Origin of the sequence: Archangium lipolyticum (genome assembly GCF_024623785.1) — a bacterium.
GTDB classification, from domain to species: domain Bacteria; phylum Myxococcota; class Myxococcia; order Myxococcales; family Myxococcaceae; genus Archangium; species Archangium lipolyticum.
On the sequence record NZ_JANKBZ010000015.1, the window covers coordinates 81,744 to 100,795 of the forward strand.

Genomic DNA, 19,052 nt, shown 5'->3' on the forward strand with positions numbered 1-19,052 from the left:
GCCCGAGTGTTGCTTACCGAACCCATCAGTTCAACTACCTGAATGAAAGCCGGGCTACTGACTACGGAGAGGGAGCGCCGAGCCGCGCCAGGGCGGTGCACAGGGGGCACGCGGGAGGTGCATGGGGCACGTCGCGGCGGTGCAGGTCCAACACCGCGCGGGACACCTCGGCCAGCTCGCGGCGCACCTCGCGGCGGGCGCCCTTCACCCGGGCGATGGAGAGGTTGTCGTAGGCCGTCGTCTGGTGTCGCATCCAGGCGATGACGGCGGCCTCGGCGCGGCGCTCGAGGGGGATGCGCTCGGTGCGGGCCACGGTGCCACTGCCCACGGGGGTGGCATGGGCCGACACCGCCACGGCCAGCCGCTTCGCCTGGGGGGTGAAGGTGGGCGCGAAGGCGAGGAAGCGCAGCACCGCGTTGGCGAAGTCCACCTCGTACTCGGCCTGCTCGCGCTCGCGGCGGCGGACGTCCGCCTCGCGCTTGCGGGCGTAGGCGGGGGTGGCACGCTCGGCCTCCAGGGCGGCCTGGGCGGCGGTGATGTGGGCCTCGGGCGCCCAGACCCCCTGCGAGAAGATTTTGCGGCCCTTCTTCTCCACCACCGTCCAGCTGGGGCCGGCGGCCTTCACCCGGCGCGTGAGGCCCGCGTCACCCGGAGGCAACAGGGCCCAGCCGGCGGGCACGGAGAGGATGGAACCATCGGCCGCGCGCACGCGGCGCGGGTCGCTCGTGGGGGACACGGTGAGGGAGTCGCTCATGACGGGGGGTGGCGCCTATATCGTGCTAAAGGGGCATGTCGCCAGCGCTGGGGCGCTGCGCGGGAGGGTCTTCAATCGTGGGCAGCGCCGGCATGTCCATTCTCAGGCTCACCTTCCTCGGCACCTCGGCCGCACAGCCGACGCTGCACCGCAACCTCTCGGGGCTCGCGGTGAAGGCGGACGCGGACCTGCTCCTCTTCGACTGCGGCGAGGGCAGCCAGCGGCAGATGGTGCGCTACGGCACCGGCTTCACCGTGGATGCCGTCTTCTTCACCCACTTCCACGCGGACCACTACCTGGGAATCATCGGGTTCTTGCGCACGCTGGGGATGATGGGGCGGGACTCGCCCGTGCAGCTCTACGGGCCTCCGCCGGCGCGGCGGCTGCTGAACCAGGCGGTGCACCTGGGCGTGGAGTCGCTGTCCTTCCCGGTGGAGGTGCACGAGCTGCGCGACGGGGACAAGGTGGAGCGGCGCGGCTACACGGTGCACGCGGTGGGGGTGGACCACCGCATCAACGCGCTGGGCTACGTGCTGCAGGAGGACGAGCGCCCGGGCAAGTTCAACCTGGAGAAGGCGAAGGCCATGGGGATTCCCTCGGGGCCCGTCTACGGCCAGCTCCAGCGCGGTGAGACGGTGACGCTGCCGGATGGCCGGACCATCGGTCCCGCCGAGGTGGTGGGAGACCCGAGACCCGGGCGGCGGCTGGTCATCTCCGGCGACACCCGCCCCTGCCAGTCCATGGTGCGCGCGGCGAAGGACGCGGATCTGCTCATCCACGAGTCCACCTTCTCCGACGACGAGCAGGAGCGCGCGCACGAGACGCGGCACTCCACGGCGCGCGAGGCGGCGCAGGTGGCGCGAGAGGCCGGGGCCCGGCGCCTCATCCTCACGCACCTCTCCAGCCGTCACGACACGGACCCCGCGCGGCTGCTCGCCCAGGCGCGCGAGGAGTTCAAGGGACCCGTCGAGGTGGCCTTCGACGGGCTCACCGTGGAGCTGCCCCTGCGCGACTGAGCGCGCGGGGCGGCCGGGCTACTTGATGGACTTCTCGGCGTCCTCGCGCAGCGCCTTGGCATCCTCGGGCGCCAGGCGCTGAAGCAGCTCCCACTCCATCTCCATGTCGCGCACCAGGTTGGTGCTGTCGGTGCCCAGCTGCCGGCGCTCGCCGGTGTTCGGGTCCACCGGGCCCTGGCCGGCCTCGGTGCGGTTCTGCTTGAAGATCTCCACCGAGGACATGGCCGGGGTGGGCTGCTTGCCGCGCACCAGGTAGCGCACGTAGTTGGTGCCCAGCGACGAGGGCGCGCCCACCATGTGCCAGTCGGTGCTGATCTCATAGGAGCCCGGGGCCTCGCGCAGGGGCAGGTCCTTCTCCTTCAAGAAGGAGCGGACCTGCGGCCATACCTCGGCGATGGGCTGGCGGTACACGTGCTGCGAGGCCTTCTCCTGGAGGTAGGCCTCGCGGCGCGTGGACGCGCACCCGGCGGCGAGTGAGGTGACGGCGAGCAGCAGCAGCGACAGGCTCCATGGCGAGCGCTTCGAGAGCGACATGTGCGGATCTCTCCTGAGACGGAGGGTGGGCCAGGGATTTGAAGCACGGGCCTCCACTCGCGCCAAGCCACCGCGAGGACGCGCCGCGTCGTGCCCGCGCCACCGGCGCTCCGACGCCGAGTCAACGCGCACGCAATGACAGCAAAAACCATCAACCAACTTGAAACATACAAAGACGCTGGTAGTTTGCCGCGCTCTCAGAATCTCAAAACTTGAACACAGGGGCCCTCACCACGCGCATCCGCGGGAAGGGGCTCCTTTTGTCTTTTATGCGCCCTGAATCCAGCGAAAGCCGTTTCCTGGTCCCCTCCCGCCTCTGGGTGGCCCTGCTGTGCACCGTGGGGCTCGCGTTCGGTTGCGGAGACCCGGAGCTCCCGGTCAACGGCGACACGGACGCCGATGGCTTGTCGACGAAGCTCGAGGCGCGCTACGGCACCGACCCGCGCAAGGCGGACACGGACGAGGACGGCGTCACCGACGGCGCCGAGGTGGAGCGCGGCCTGGACCCGCTGTCCCCCGACACCGACCATGACGGCGTGAAGGACGGCGACGAGCTGCACGCCGGCCTCAACCCGAAGAGCCCGGACACGGACTCGGACGGACTGCCGGACGGGCGCGAGCTGGAGCTGGGGACGAACCCGCTGGCGGCCGACTCGGACGGGGACACGCTCGTGGACGGTGCCGAGCTGGCCGCGGGCACCCACCCCGCGAAGGCGGACACGGACGGCGATGGCCTGCCGGACAACCAGGAGAAGACGCTGGGGACGGATCCGCTGCGCCCCGACACGGACGACGACGGGGTGAGCGATGGCGAGGAGCGCGCCGCGGGGACGGATCCGCTGAAGAAGGACACGGACGGTGACGGCCTGGATGACGGCACCGAGCGCCGGCTGGGCACCAACCCGAAGGAGAAGGACACCGACGGCGACACGCTCGCGGACGCGGACGAGGTGCGCGACGGCACCGACCCGCTGCGCGCCGACACCGACGGTGACGGCATGTCCGACCCGGACGAGAAGCGCATCGGCACGGACCCGAAGCGGGCGGACGCGGACGAGGACCCGGACAACGATGGCCTGACGAACGCGGGCGAGCTGGCCGCGGGCACGCTCGTGCGCAACCCGGACACGGACGGTGACGGGCTGCTGGACGGCGTGGACCCGCACCCGCTCGTGAGCGACCGCACGGACACGGACCAGGACGGCGACGGCCTGCCCGACGTCATCGACCCGAACCCCAAGCGCGCCGACACCGATGGGGACGGGCTGCTGGATGGCCAGGAGGACAAGAACAAGAACGGCATCGTCGACCGCGGCGAGACAGACCCGCGCGACCCGGACTTCGACAACGATGGCCTCTCCGACGGCGAGGAGGTGGCGACGGGCCGCGATGGCTTCATCACCGACCCGCTCAGCCGGGACACGGACGGCGACGGCCTGCTCGACGGCGTGGACCCGAACCCCGTGGACCGCACCATTCCCCCGGGCGGCAACACGGGTGACGGCGACGGCGACGGCCTGCCCGATACGAAGGATCCGGATCCGGCCAACCCGGACACCGACGGCGACGGCCTGCTGGATGGCCAGGAGGACACGGACCGTGATGGCGTGCTCGACGCGGGCGAGACGGACCCGAGGAAGCCGGACACCGACGGCGACGGCCTCTCCGACTTCGAGGAGCGCATCCCCGGCCGCGACGGCTTCGTCACCGACCCGCGCAAGAAGGACACGGACGGCGACGGCCTGCTCGACAGCGTGGACCCGAACCCGCTCGTCCCCGCGACCGGCGGCACGCCCGGAGACCGGGACGGCGACGGCATCCCCAACACGGAGGACCCCTCGCCCGACAACCCGGACATGGACGGTGACGGCCTGCTGGATGGTCAGGAGGACACCAACAAGAACGGCCGCGTCGACGCGGGCGAGACCGACCCGAAGAAGGCGGACACGGACGGCGACGGCCTGAACGATGGCCTCGAGGTGCTCGTCGCGGGCACCCACCCCGTCAACGCCGACACGGACGGCGACCTCCTCTCCGACGGACAGGAGGACAAGAACAAGAACGGCCGCGTGGACCCGGGCGAGACCGACCCGAAGAAGGCGGACACGGACGGCGATGGCCTGAAGGACGGTGATGAGATCGCCCGTGGCACGGACCCGCTGAAGAAGGACACGGACGGCGACGGCCTGGAGGACGGCCGCGAGGTGGAGCTCGGCACCGACCCGAAGAACCCGGACACCGACGGTGACGGCATCCCCGACGGCGTGGAGGTGGGCAGCGGGACGGATCCGAAGGTGAACGACGCGGACGCGGACCCGGACCACGACGGCCTCACCAACAAGCAGGAGGCGGAGATCGGCACGCGCGCCGACATGCCGGACACGGACGGTGATGGCCTGCTCGACGGCGTGGACCCCTTCCCGCTCGACAAGTTCCGCCCGGGCCCCTCCACGGGTGACACGGACGGCGATGGCCTGCCCGATGACAAGGACCCCGACCCGCGCCTGCCGGATACGGACGGTGACGGCCTGCTGGATGGCCAGGAGGATCGCAACAAGAACGGCCTGCTCGACCCGGGCGAGACGAGCCCGCGTCTGCGTGACACCGATGGCGACGGCCTGAGCGACGGCCAGGAGGACAAGAATCGCAACGGCCAGGTGGACGCGACCGAGACCGACCCGCGCAACCCGGACACGGATGGGGACAACGTGCGGGACGGACTGGACCCGGCGCCGCTCGACCCGACCGTGCCACCGTACGTGCCGCCCGACCAGGACTCGGACGGCCTGCCCGACGACGTGGACGCGCACCCCACCGTCGCGGACTTCGACCGCGACGGCCTCATGGACGGCCTGGAGGACCGCAACAAGAACGGCCAGGTGGACCCCGGCGAGACCGATCCCGCCGTGGCCGACACCGATCATGACGGCCTCTTCGACGGCCTGGAGGACGCCAACGCCAACGGCGTGGTGGACCCCATCGAGACGGATCCGCTGAAGGCGGACACCGACGGCGACAAGCTGCTCGACGGCGTGGACCCCTACCCGCTCGACCCGACGCGGCCGGACGTGGGCTCCGCGCCGGACACCGACCATGACGGCCTGCCCGACGCCAAGGACCCGAACCCCACCAAGGCGGACACCGACAGCGACGGCCTGCTGGATGGCCAGGAGGACCGCAACAAGAACGGCACGGTGGACCCGGGAGAGACCGACCCGCGGGACCCCGACACCGACAACGACGGCCTGGTGGACGGATACGAGGACTTCGACCGCGACGGCGTGGTGGACGCCAACGAGACCAACCCGCTCGTGGCCGACACGGACGGCGATGGCCTGCTCGACGGCGTGGACCCCTTCCCGCTGGAGCAGAACCCTCCCCCGCCGGGCGACAGCGACGGCGACGGCCTGCCCAACGCGGTCGACCCCAACCCGGTGAAGCCGGACACGGACACCGACGGCCTGCTCGACGGCCTGGAGGACCGCAACAAGAACGGCGTGCTCGACACGGGCGAGACCGACCCGAGCGACCCGGACACCGACGATGACGGGCTGCTCGATGGCCGCGAGGACAAGAACTTCAACGGCGTCGTGGATCCGGACGAGACGAACCCGCGCGTCTGGGACACGGACGGCGACGGCATCAGCGACGGAGAGGACGCGGCACCGCTGGACCCGACCGCCTCGGCGGACACGGACGACGATGGCGTCACCGACGACCTCGACACCGACGACGACAACGACGGCCTGAGCGACACCGAGGAGCTGGAGCCCGGCACCGACGGCTTCGTCACCGACCCGCGCAAGTGGGACACGGACGGTGACGGCATCGGCGACCGCACGGACCTGCAGCCGCTGGAGGCGGATGCGGACAACGACGGGCTGACGGACGGCGAGGAGGACAAGAACGGCAACGGCATCGTCGACGCGGGCGAGACCAACCCGACCAACGCCGACAGCGACAACGACGGCATCGACGACGGCACCGAGCAGAAGAACGGGACGGACCCGCTGGTGCGCACGCTCACGCTGACGGGCGTCTTCCCCAGCTTCGGCACGCAGTCGGGCGGCACGCTGGTGGAGCTCACCGGCACCGGCTTCACCACCGGCATGGCGGTGAAGTTCGGGGGCAATGCCGCCTCGGCCATCTCCGTCATCTCCAACAAGAAGCTCACCGCCCGCACGCCGTCGTCCACGGCCGTGGGCGCGGTGGACGTGACGATCATCGACAACGAGAGCGGGACGGCGACCGCCACGGACGCCTTCACCTACACGCTCTATTCGGAGATTCGCGAGTCGCGGACCATCGGCGCGACCAACACCGACTACGAGAAGGCCTGCCTCACGGTGGATGGCCCGGTGACGGTCACCATCAACGGCCGCCACGAGTTCCAGTGCCTCATCCTGAAGCGTGGCGCCGTGGTGACCCATGACGCCGCGACGCGGATGGACCTGAAGGTCACCTCCATCGTGGACATCGACGCGGACAGCCGCATCGACGTGACGGGCAGGGGCGCGCTGGGTCCCATCGCGGGCAGCGGCCCGCAGGTGGGTGGCGCGGGCGCGAGCCACGGCGGCGCGGGCGGTGACAACCCGAACGGCGTGGTCCAGGACGAGCCGGCCAGCACGGCCAATGACGTGCATGGCCAGTACGCGAGGCCCACCGACTTCGGCTCGGGAACCAGCGTGGTGCGTGGCGGTGGCTCGGTGACGCTCGACCTGGGCACCACCGGTCAGATGGTGGTGAACGGAGCCATCGTGGCGGACGGCTCGAATGGCCCCGGCACGGGCAGTGGCGGCGCTGGCGCGGGTGGCTCCCTCTACCTCATCACCCGCCGGCTGGAGGGCACGGGCCACATCCGCGCCCACGGTGGTGGGGCCACGGGCACGGGCACGGGTGGTGGCTCCGGCGGCCGTATCGCCCTCGTGGGCCTGGACGACGACGGCCTGCGCGGCGGCTTCGCCGACAGCGGCCTGTACGACACCGTCACCACGCGCGGCGGCACGGGCACCTTCCCCGGCGGCGCCGGTACGGTGTTCCTGCGCACCCGCTCGCAGCAGCACGGTGACCTCGTCATCGACAACGGCGGCACCGTGGCGCGCACCCCGCTGCTCACGGCGCCCAAGGGCCTGGTGGGCGCGGTGAGCGCCACCGGCCTTCAGAACTTCAGCCTGGTGATGCCCACGGACCGCTACGTGGGCACCTTCCTGCGGCCCAACGTCAACGCCAACCTCACCGAGACGCTCGCGGACGACGTCTACTTCGAGGTGAAGGGCAACGACGGCATGACGTTCACGCTCTCGGGCGACCCGAGGAACGTGGCGTCCAACGGCGACCCGTACCGGGGCATCTTCGTCTTCGACAACCTGGACGTTCGCGGTGGCGCGCAGGTGTCCACCAGCGGTGACGTCCTCGTGCTCTCCGGCGACCGCGCCAGCGGGGATGACACCACCTTCGTGCTCCACGGCTCGCTGAACGCCACCTACGTGGAGCTCGAGGGGCTCGACCGGCTCATCGTGAAGGATAATTTCGGCGTGGTGGACGTGGGCACCACCTTCGCGCCGGTGCGCAACGTCAACATCGCCAACGCCACCGGCCGCTTCGAGTCGCTGCGCGCCACCGAGACGCTCTCCGTCATCAACAGCACGCTCACCACGAGCAGGCTGAGCGCGGGCGGCAACCTGGTCATCACCCACTCCACGCTCGACCAGGTGCAGTCGCTGGCGGGCCAGGAGGTGTCTCTCACGGACAACAGCTCCGTGACGCACCGGACGGGCAGCGCGGCGGGCCTCACCTTCCAGGCGCGCGCGAAGCTCACCATCGACGCCACCAGCAAGGTGGACGTGTCGGGCAAGGGCCATGACGGCTTCCGCGGCTCCTCGACCACGGGCCGCGCCACGCACGCCGCCTCCTATGGTGGCACGGGCGCGAAGAGTGGCACCGGCACCACCAACGACGTGTACGGCTACTACGGCGACCCGAAGGAGCCGGGCAGCGGCGGTGGCTCCGGCGCCAGACGCGGTGGCGGCCTCGTGCGCATCCTCTCCGGCTCGGCTGGCGCGGTGGTGCTCGACGGCGCCCTCATCGCCAACGGCCAGGGTGGATGCAGCGGCGGCGGCTCGGGTGGCGCGGTGTACGTCGAGGCTGGCTCGCTCTCCGGTACGGGCTCCATCTCCGCCAACGGTGGCGCGGGTGACGCGTGCGCGGGTGGCGGCGGTGGCCGCATCGCCCTGGTGGGCTTCGACGCCTCCCGGGTGTCCGGCAGCTTCGCCGACCCGGCGCTCTATACGAAGGTGACCGCCTCGGGCGGTATCAGCAGCACGGCCAACCTCAACGGCAGCGCCGGTACCGTCTTCCTCAAGTCGGCCACGCAGACGTGGGGTGACCTCGTGGTGGACAACCGCGGCGTGGTGGCCACCACCACCCTGCCGGGCATCCCGGACAGCACCGCGGAGATCGTCCGGGCGGATCGCCTCGAGGACGCCAGCCTCCGGCTGCCGCAGGACTTCTACGTGGGCTACCTGCTCAACCCCAACGTGGCGCAGAACGCCACCCAGACGCTCACGGACGACACGTTCCTGCGCATCACCGGCAACACGGCGACGCAGCTCTTCGTCACGCCGGACCCCCGCACCGTGGCGCGCGCCGGCAACAAGATGCGCGCCGCCTACGTCTTCGACAACCTCGAGGTGCGCGGTGGCGCCCAGCTCGCCACCACGGGCGACATCCTCGTGAAGGAGGGTGACCGCTCCAGCGGCGACACGACGACGTGGCTCACCAGCGGCGCGGTGAACGCGCACTACCTGGAGCTCGTGGGCCTGCAGAAGATGGTGGTGACGGGCACCTTCGGAACCGTGCAGCCCGGCAGCGCCATGAGCCAGCCCGTCGTGGTGGAGGTGGCGGGCGCCAACGGCGCGATGCCCGAGCTGCGCGCGGCCAGCAAGGTCCAGATCGTCAACAGCACCCTCACCCTCACGGGCACCGGGGACACGCTGTCGGCCAACGACATCCTCCGCGTCGCGGACGGGAGCACCGTCACCGTCAATGGGCTGAAGACCGAGGGCACGCTGTCCGTGGAGGGCAGCGTGGTGTCCTCGCAGCACGTGGTGGCCCGGCAGGTGTCCCTCACGCGCAACGCCACCCTCACCCACCCGGCGATGGAGCCGGCCCGGCCCCTGCCCCAGCTCGCCCTGGAGGTGCGCGACCTGGTCTCCATCGAGTCGGGCAGCGCCATCGACGTGTCGAGGAAGGGCTACTCCGGCACGCGCACGGGCCTCACCGCGTCCGGCAACTCCGTGGGCGGCTCGTACGGCGGCCTGGGCGGAGACGTGAACACGGCCACGACCGCGAACGCCACGCCCAATGACACCTATGGCAACCATGCCTCGCCCAACGAGCTCGGCAGCGGTGGCCAGTCGGGCAACTCGCGGGGCGGCGGTCTGGTCCGCCTCCGCATGGGCGCCACGGGCGTGCTCAGCCTCGACGGCGCCATCCGGGCCAACGGTGAGAACCACAACTACGGCGCGGGCTCGGGCGGCGGTATCTACGTGGAGGCCAGGGTGCTGAAGGGCACCGGCTCCATCACCGCCAACGGCGGCAACGCGCTCGACCTCGACTACAGCTCGGGTGGCGGTGGCCGCATCGCCCTCGTGGGCTACGATGCGGCCCAGGCGGCCGGTAGCTTCTCGGACGCCAACCTCTACACGAAGGTCACCGCCTTCGGCGGCCGGAGCAGGGCCGGGAGCGCCGGCAACGGCGGCGCGGGCACCGTCTTCCTCAAGTCGGCGGCCCAGGCGCATGGTGACCTCATCGTCAACAACGGCGGCGTCACCGGGGCCACCACCCCGCTGCCCACCATCCCCACGGGCACCATCGAGGTCCTCACCTCCAACCGCCTGGAGAACTCGCGGCAGAACATGGTGAGCGACCTCTACGTGGGCTACCTGCTCAACCCCAACGTGGAGCAGAACACCACGCCCACGCTGAGCGACGACACGTTCCTCCCCGTCACGCGCAACACCGCGACGCAGCTCTTCGTGGCCTCGGATCCGCAGACGCTCGCGGCCACGGGCAACACCATGCGGGCGGTGTTCGTGTTCGACAACCTGGAGGTGCGCGACGGCGGCCGGCTGCTCACCCCCGAGGGCGACATCCTCGTGTACGAGGGCGACCGCTCCAGCGGTGACGCCACCAGCTACGTCACCTCCGGCGAGGTCGTGGCGCACACCCTGGAGCTGCTCAACGTGGACCACGTCAGCGTGTCCGGCAGCCTCGGCTCGGTGAACGCGCTGGCGTCCGTCAGCAACGTGGGCACGCTCGACCTCATCGACGCCAGGGGCAACCTGGACACCCTGAAGGCGCGCGACGTCATCCGCATCTCCGGCAGCGAGCTCACCTTCTCCGGCCCGGCCACCTCGCTGCAGGCCTCCAAGCTCATCCAGATCGCCAACAGCACCGTGACGCTGCAGGACGTGGCGACGGACCGGCTCTCGCTCGAGAACAGCACGGTGTCGGCGCGCAGGCTGACGGCCAATGACGTGTCCCTCACGCGCAACACGAAGCTGACTCACGAGCCGGGCAAGATGCCGGGTCTGGCCATCGAGAGCGCCCGCACGCTGCTCATCGAATCGGGCAGCAGCATCGACGTGAGCGGCAAGGGCCACGAGAAGTCCATCCCGGCCTTCGCCAGCATCTGGACCAACTACGCGGGCGGCTCGTACGGCGGCATGGGTGGAGACAACTCCAACGCCCTCTATGAGCCGACGCCCACCTACGGCTACTACGGCTCGCCCAACGAGCTGGGCAGCGGCGGCTACACCAACGGGAGCAGCGTCATGTCCCGCGGTGGTGGCCTGGTGCGCATCCGCATGGCCCAGGGCGGCACCATCACCCTGGACGGCGACCTCAAGTCCAACGGCGCCAGCTACGATTACGGCTCCGGCTCCGGCGGCGGCGTCTACGTGGAGACGGCGGCCCTCGGTGGTACGGGCTCCATCTCCGCCAACGGCGGTACCTCCAACGACAACGACTACGGCAGCGGCGGTGGTGGCCGTATCGCCATCGTGGGCTTCGACGAGGGCAAGCTGACGGGCAGCTTCGCCGAGGGCCCCCTCTACACGAAGGTGACGGCCCATGGCGGCGGCAAGGGCCAGCCGGGCGGCGCGGGAACGGTCTTCCTCAAGTCCACCGCGCAGCAGCACGGCGACCTCATCGTCGACAACAACAACAACCTGGCCACGCTCGCCGCTGGAAAGCCCGTGCCCGCCACCCACCTGCCGGGCATCCAGGCCCAGAACGAGGTGGTCCGGAGCGACCGGGTGGTGGACACACGCCTGACGCTCGTCCCCAATCTGTACGTGGGCTACCTGCTCAGCCCGAGCACCACGCAGAACGCCACGGCCACGCTGAGCGACGACACCTTCTTCCGCATCACCGCCAACACCGGCACGGAGCTCGTCCTCAATGGGGATCCGCGCACCCTGGCGAAGGTGGGGGACACGATGCGCTCGGTGTACGTGTTCGACAACCTGGAGGTGCGCGGTGGCGCTCGAATCACCACCCCGGGCGACATCCTCGTGAAGAAGGGTGACCGCGCCACGGGCGACGACACCACCTACGACACGAGCGGTTCGGTGGACGCCCACTACCTGGAGCTCCAGGGTGTCAACCTCATGTACGTGAAGGGCCACTTCGGCAAGGTAGGCAGCCCCAAGGCGATGAGCCCCGTGGCCAACGTCCACATCCTTGGCGCCAAGGGCTACCTGGAGACCCTGGACGTCGGCGACTCGCTGGTCATCGTCAACAGTGACGTCACCTTCGGCAACACGGCCGACGCGCTGCGCGTGGGCAACACCCTGCGCACCGTGAAGAGCACCGTCACCGTGGGCACGGCCACCACTCCCGGAAAGATGTTCTTCGAGGGTGGCACCGTGACGGCCCGCAAGCTGGCGGCCAGCGAGCTCTCCCTGACGTCGAATGCCGTCGTGACGCACACGCGAGGCGACGCGGCGGGTCTCACCCTCGACGGCGCGAGCAGGCTGACCATCGAGGCGGGCAGCGGCATCGACGTGAGCGGCAAGGGCTACGACAAGACGCTCCCGGCGCTGGAGTCGCAGTGGAGCAACTTCCAGGGTGGCTCGTATGGCGGCCTGGGCGGCAACCTCGACGCGAGCACGCCCGCGAAGCCGAACCCCACCTATGGCCACTACGCCTCGCCCAACGAGCTGGGCAGCGGCGGCTACCTGGCCGGCAACAACCGGTCGCCCGGTGGCGGCCTGGTGCGTATCCGCATGGCCCAGGGCGGCACCATCACCCTGGACGGCACCATCAAGTCCAACGGAACCAGCTACGACTACGGCTCCGGCTCCGGCGGCGGCATCTACGTGGAGACGGCGGCCCTGGGCGGCACCGGTGCCATCTCCGCCAACGGAGGCAGGTCCGACAACGCGTATGGCTGCGGTGGCGGTGGCCGCATCGCCCTCGTGGGCTTCACGCCGGGCGGACTGACGGGCGACTTCGCCGAGGGTCCGCTCTACGCGAACGTGACGGCCTGGGGCGGCGCCAACGGCAGCGCCACCAGCAACATGTCCGGTGGCGCGGGCACGCTCTTCCTCAAGTCCAGCACGCAGACCTGGGGTGACCTCGTCGTCGACAACAACGGCACGAAGACGCTCTCCAGCACGCCGCTGCCGACGGTGACGGAGTCGGACGTGGAGGTGATGGGCCCCAACAGCCTGGAGAACACCCAGCTGGCGATGCTCCCCAACTTCCACACGGGCTACCTCCTCAACCCGAACACCACGCAGAACGGCACGAAGACGCTGACGGACGACCACTTCCTCCGCATCACGGGCAACACCGCGACGCGGCTCAGCCTGTCGGAGGATCCGCGTCCGTACGCGAAGGTCGGCGCTCCCATGCGCGCGGTCTTCGTCTTCGACAACCTGGAGGTCCGCGGCAACGGCCGGCTGTCCACCGAGGGCGACGTGCTCGTCTACAACGGCGATCGCTCGAGCAACGACACCGCGACGTTCGTCATGGGCGGCGAGGTGGTCGCCCACTACCTCGACCTGGCCGGCGTCGACCGGATGAGCGTCGCCGGTGGCATCGCGTCGGCGGAGTCGCTCGGCTCCATCAGCGAGGTGGGCGTGCTCGACCTGGTGGGCGCCAGCGGCACCATCGCGCAGCTCAAGGCGCGTGAGTCCATCCGCATCACCGGCAGCACGCTGAAGCTCGGCACCGACGGCTCGTCGGAGGCCGCGCTCACCGCGCCCCAGTCCATCCGCATCACCCACAGCACGGTGACGCTCACCTCCGCGGCGACCAACGGCCCGCTCACCATCGAGGGCAGCACGGTCAGCGCCCGGAAGCTGTCGGCCCCCGACATCATCGTGCGCCACATCGAGCTGGCGGACGGCACCTTCCGGGGCGGCATCCTCACGCACGAGGAGGAGAACGCGGTGGGCCTCTCCATCGAGGGCGCCCGCACGCTCACCATCGACGCGAGGAGCAGCATCGACGTGAGCGGCAAGGGCTACACGAAGACGCTCCCGGCGCTGGAGTCCGACTGGACCAGCGGCGCGGGCGGCTCGTACGGCGGCCTCGGGGGCGGCTTCACGTCCCCGGCCAACCCGACCTACGGCCACTATGCCTCGCCCAACGAGCTGGGCAGCGGCGGCTACCTGGCCGGTAACACCCGGAGCCGGGGTGGCGGTCTGGTGCGCATCCGCATGGCCCCCGGCGGTGCCATCACCCTCAACGGCGCGATCAAGTCCGACGGTACCACCTACGACTACGGCGGCGGCTCCGGCGGCGGCATCTACGTGGAGACGGAGACCCTGGGTGGCACCGGCTCCATCTCCGCCCGAGGAGGTCTGGCGACCCACGCCAACTACGGCAGCGGTGGCGGTGGCCGCATCGCCCTCGTGGGCTTCGCGTCCAACGGCCTCACGGGCAGCTTCGCCGAGACGGGCCTGTACGCGAACGTCCTGGCCTACGGTGGCACGCACGCCACGAAGCCGGGCGGCGCGGGCACCGTCTTCCTCAAGTCCAGCACGCAGACGAACGGTGACCTCCTCGTGGACAACAACGGCACCGTTGCTCCCACGCCGCTGCCGGGCGTGCCGGACATGAGCGTCGAGTTCGTCCAGGCGGACCGGTTCATCGACTCGCGGCTGCACCTGGTGACCGACCTGTACAAGGGCTACCTGGTGAACCCGGACGTGGCGCAGAACGCCACGCCCACGCTGAGCGACGACACCTTCTTCCGCATCGCCTCCAACACGGCGACGGACGTCATCGTCGAGGGGGATCTGCGATCGGTCGCCCACGTGGGAGACCGGGCGCGCGCGGTGTACGTGTTCGACAACCTGGAGGTGCGCGGCGGGGCCCAGCTCAACACCACGGGCGACATCCTGGTGAAGGAGGGCGACCGCTCCAGCGGCGACACCTCCACGTACGTCACCACGGGCGCGGTCAACGGCCACACGCTGGAGCTGCTGGGCGTCCAGCGCATGGTGGTGCGCAACGGGTTCGGCAGGATGAACGCGGTGAAGGGCGTGGCCGACGTGCGCTTCATGAGCGCGACCGGCACCCTCACCCAGTCGCTCGACGCCAGCGAGTCCGTCCACGTCGAGGGCAGCACCCTGACCTTCGGCGCGGACGCGAACCTCACCGCGGGCAAGACGCTCAAGCTGCTGGGCAGCACGGTGACGGTGAACACGGCGCGCGGCGGTAACAGCCTCGTCATCGACGGTGGCACCGTGACCGCCCGGCGCCTCTTCAGCGCGGACATCGCCATCCAGGGCAACGCGACCGTCAACCACAAGGACGGGGACGAGGCGGGCCTCTCCATCGACGGTGCCAGCCGGCTCTTCGTGCAGGCCAACAGCAGGATCGACGTGAGCGGCAAGGGCTATGAGCAGACGCGTCCGGGCCTGATGGACGGCTGGGTCAACGGCGGGGGTGGCTCGTATGGCGGCCTCGCGGGTGGAGCGGATGCGACCAGGCTCAACACCTATGGCCACTACGCCACGCCCAACGAGCTGGGCAGCGGCGGTTACCTCACCACCACCACCAAGGTGCGCGGCGGCGGTCTGGTCCGCATCCGCATGGCCATGGGTGGCGTCGTCACCCTGGATGGCGAGCTGCGGTCCGACGGTGTCACCCACGAGTACGGCGGTGGCTCCGGCGGCGGCATCTACGTGGAGACGGCGGCCCTGGGCGGCACGGGCACCATCTCCGCCAACGGTGGCCGGGCGACCCACGCCAACTACGGCAGTGGTGGTGGCGGCCGTATCGCGCTCGTGGGCTTCGCGCCCAACGGTCTGACGGGCAGCTTCGCCGAGACCGGCCTCTACTCGAAGGTGACGGCCCACGGAGGCACCCACGCCACGAAACCGGGCGGCGCGGGCACCGTCTTCCTCAAGTCCAACACGCAGACCTGGGGTGACCTCATCGTCAACAACCGTGGCACCGTCGCCTCCACGCCGCTGCCCACGCTGCCGGAGACGAGCATCGAGGTGGTGGGCGCCGACCGGCTGGAGAACTCGCGGCTCACGATGGTGCCGGGCCTCTACTCCGGCTACCTGGTGAACCCCGACACCGCGCAGAACGGCACGGCGACCCTCACGGACGACACGTTCCTCCCGCTGAAGACGAACTCCGAGACGCAATTCCTGGTGGACGGCGATCCGCGTCCGCTCACGGCGCCGGGCCGTACCCTCCGGGCGGTGTTCGTGTTCGACAACCTGGAGGTGCGGGGCGGGGCCCAGCTCGAGACGGCGGGCGACATCCTCGTGCACGGCGGCGACCGCGCCAGCGGAGACTCGCTCACGCTGCGACTGGGTGGCGCCGTCAACGCGCGCTACCTGGAGCTGGCCAACGTGGACCGCGTCGTCTACGAGGGCACCATTGGCAACGTGAAGCCGGGCGGCCACATGACGGTGCCGCAGATGCTGCACGTGGTGGGCGCCACCGGCGCGCTGGGTGACGTGGCGGGCCAGGAAATCCGCATCGCCAACAGCAACGTGTCGGCGTCGAGCCTCGCCGCCTCCGACCTCATCTCGCTGGCGGGCACCACGCTGTCCGCTCCGATCATCAGCAGTGGCGGCACCATCGCCATGAGTGGCACGGGGACGGTGAGCGCCCGGAAGATCAGTGCGCCCACCACGCTGCGCATCGGCCAGGGCGTGACGGTGAAGCAGTTCGCGGACAGGGACCCCGAGGGCCTCGGCTTCGAGGGGATGGCGCAGCTCTACCTGGACACGGGTGCGAAGATCGACGTGTCGGGCCAGGGCTACGAATGGCAGACGCCCACCGCCGGGACGCAGGCCTCGGCCATGGGCGGCTCGTACGGAGGCCGGGGTGGCGGCAGCACCTACGGGGTGAGCGGCCACTACGCCCATCCGACCTCGCCGGGCTTCGGCGCCGGTACGGGCGGAGCACGCGGTGGTGGCCGGGTGCGCATCCACCTGCCCGCTGGCAGCGTGCTCACGCTGGATGGCAAGCTCCTCGCCGATGGCGCGGATGCCGCCAGCGGTGCCAATGGCGGCGGCAGCGGTGGCGCCATCGCCATCCGGACGACGCGGCTGACGGGTGTCGGTGACATCTCCGCCACGGGTGGAGACAGCGGCAACGCCAACAGCGGCGGTGGCGGTGGCGGCCGTATCGCCATCACCGGGCTCGGCCCGAGCGGACGGGAGAGCCACTTCGCCGGGAGCAACCTGTTCGCTCACGTCCTCGCCAGTGGCGGTGCGGGCAGCGGTACCACGCCGCAGCACGGCGCAGCCGGCACGGTGTACCTCGAGACCACGGCGCAGACGGAGGGAGAGGGAGACCTCATCGTGGACAACCAGGGCCGCACCGCCACCACGGAGATGGTGGACTTCCCCACCCGGGGGATGATCGACGCGGTGACGGACGACAGCATCATCAACCTCGTGCTGGACATGACGCCCGACGCCTACGTGGGGCTGCTCCTGAAGCCAGACACGACGGATGCGCTGGACGGCAACCTGCGCGATGACGTGATGCTGCCCATCCTGTCGAACACGAAGACGGAGTTCGTGCTCGACGTGGCGAAGCTGGCGGGCCGTCCGCTCACCGACGTCGCGGTGAAGAACGGCTCGTACCTGCCCGCCTACGTCTTCGACAACCTGGAGATCCGCGGTGGGGCCACGCTCTCCACCACGGGCGACATCGTAGTCAACGAGGGCGACCTGACGAGCGGTGACACCACCACCTTCACGCTGGTGAATGGCACCGGCTTGAGGGTCAACGCCATCGACCTGGACCTCGCTCACAAGAGCGGAACGGGCACCCTCACCGGCAACGTGTACACCCGCTGATGAGGACGCTCGTGTTCCAACGACGGAGGGTGCTCGCCGCCCTCCTCGCCTCCCTGCAGGCCGGATGCAGTGTCATGTCCGGCGGCTTCCAGGAGTGCGAGGAGGACCGTGACTGCAAGTCGCTCGGCGACAACATGGTGTGCTTCCAGCCGGAGATGTTCTGCGTGACGGATCCGGATCCCTTCCAGCCCGACTGCCGGCTGCTGCTGGGGGATGCGAAGGATCCGCGCGCCCCGCGCCTGGGAGCACTGCTGCCCCTGAGCGACGCGGAGGGCCATCCCCTCGCGTCGGGCGAGACGCTGCGGCAGACATTGCAGCTCGCGCTCGAGGAGGTGAACGGCCAGGGAGGGCTCGGGCCCGCGGGGTTCAACCTGCGGGTCTGTGACACGCACGGAGACGCGGCCCGGGCCGCCGCCGAGGCCGGGTACCTGGCCTCCCGTGGCGTGGTGGCCCTCTTCACGGTGGGCGTCGAGGAGACGCTGGCCGTCGCGGAGAAGGCGATTCCCGCCTCCATGATGGTGTTCGGTCTGGACGCCTCGTCGTCCGAGGTCGCGGCGCTGCCGGACAGCGGGCTCGTGTGGAGCACCGCGCCGAGCGAGGCACGGGTGGGAGAGAGGGTCGCCCGCCTCGTGGCGGACGAAGCGGGGCTCCAGAAGGTGGCGCTGCTGGGAGCCGGGGGTCCCGAAGCGGAGAGGCTGGCGGAGGGGTTCCGCGCGGGCTTCACCGCGAATGCCTCCGGACGGGAGCTGAAGTCGTTCGGGTTCTCGCGAGGACCCGGACTCGACGAGGTGCTGGACCAGGCCGATGCCTTCGCACCGGATGCGGTGGTGGTGGTGGTGGCCTCCGCCGACGAGGCGGTCCAGGTGGTGCGGTCGCTCGGTACACACGAGGCGTTGGCCCGTTCCCGGCTGTTCTTCCTGGGAGTCGGCCGCGAAGCGCGACTCCTGGAGGCCGTGCGGGGCGAGCCCCGGCTGAAGGGAGTCTCCGGTGCCTTCGTGCGCCCGCCAGCGCCCGAGGCCGTCGAGGGCTTCCGCTGGCGCTACCGGCTGCGCTTCCAGGGGGAGCCGGACGCGGCGGCGGCCTCCGCGCGAGCCCATGACGCGCTCTACTGCACGGCGCTCGCCGCCGTCGCCAGTGCGGGCCCCTCGGGAGAGCCGCCCCTCACGGGTCCCCAGCTCGCCCAGGGCATGTCCCGGCTACTCTCCGGGGTTCCGGCGACGCTCGGACCGTTGGATTTCTCCACCACGCGAGGCGACCTCCAGCGAGGCCTGTCCGTGAAGGTGGAGGGCGTCTCGGGAGGGCTCGCGTTCGACCCCCTCACCGGGGAGGAGGACGTGCACGTGGAGGAGTGGCACATCGTGGACGGTTTGAAGGAGTGAGACCCTCGCGCGTGCTACCGTC

General features: G+C 70.5%; 5 protein-coding genes. 3 read left to right on the forward strand and 2 right to left on the reverse strand.

Translation table 11 applies throughout. The annotated features are described in order from the left end of the window. Positions 1 to 61 precede the first annotated feature (61 nt). Positions 62 to 754 (reverse strand): DUF2293 domain-containing protein, encoded by a 693-nt coding sequence (locus NR810_RS28905; protein ID WP_257457444.1) that lies wholly within the window; start codon positions 752 to 754, stop codon positions 62 to 64. A gap of 92 nt (positions 755 to 846) precedes the next feature. On the opposite strand from NR810_RS28905, the gene rnz reads away from it, so the two are divergent. After that, positions 847 to 1,770: a ribonuclease Z gene (rnz, locus tag NR810_RS28910; protein WP_257457445.1), complete on the forward strand. Its 924-nt coding sequence runs from the start codon at positions 847 to 849 to the stop codon at positions 1,768 to 1,770. An 18-nt stretch (positions 1,771 to 1,788) separates the two neighbouring features. On the opposite strand, the gene NR810_RS28915 is transcribed toward rnz, so the two are convergent. Then, entirely contained in the window at positions 1,789 to 2,304 is a 516-nt protein-coding gene (locus NR810_RS28915; RefSeq protein WP_257457446.1) for a hypothetical protein, read from the reverse strand. A 269-nt stretch (positions 2,305 to 2,573) separates the two neighbouring features. On the opposite strand from NR810_RS28915, the gene NR810_RS28920 reads away from it, so the two are divergent. Continuing rightward, positions 2,574 to 17,651 (forward strand): IPT/TIG domain-containing protein, encoded by a 15,078-nt coding sequence (locus NR810_RS28920; protein WP_257457450.1) that lies wholly within the window; start codon positions 2,574 to 2,576, stop codon positions 17,649 to 17,651. 11 nt (positions 17,652 to 17,662) lie between these two features. Next, the gene (locus NR810_RS28925) at positions 17,663 to 19,030 is read left to right on the forward strand and encodes an ABC transporter substrate-binding protein (protein WP_257457451.1); all 1,368 of its coding nucleotides are present in this window, start codon (positions 17,663 to 17,665) and stop codon (positions 19,028 to 19,030) included. The last annotated feature ends 22 nt before the right edge of the window (positions 19,031 to 19,052 follow it).

Bases quoted from the DNA above. Each gene is read 5' to 3' on its own strand.
- NR810_RS28905 (WP_257457444.1), bottom strand. From the start codon at position 754: ATGAGCGACTCCCTCACCGTGTCCCCCACGAGCGACCCGCGCCGCGTG.
- rnz (WP_257457445.1), top strand. From the start codon at position 847: ATGTCCATTCTCAGGCTCACCTTCCTCGGCACCTCGGCCGCACAGCCG.
- NR810_RS28915 (WP_257457446.1), bottom strand. From the start codon at position 2,304: ATGTCGCTCTCGAAGCGCTCGCCATGGAGCCTGTCGCTGCTGCTGCTC.
- NR810_RS28920 (WP_257457450.1), top strand. From the start codon at position 2,574: ATGCGCCCTGAATCCAGCGAAAGCCGTTTCCTGGTCCCCTCCCGCCTC.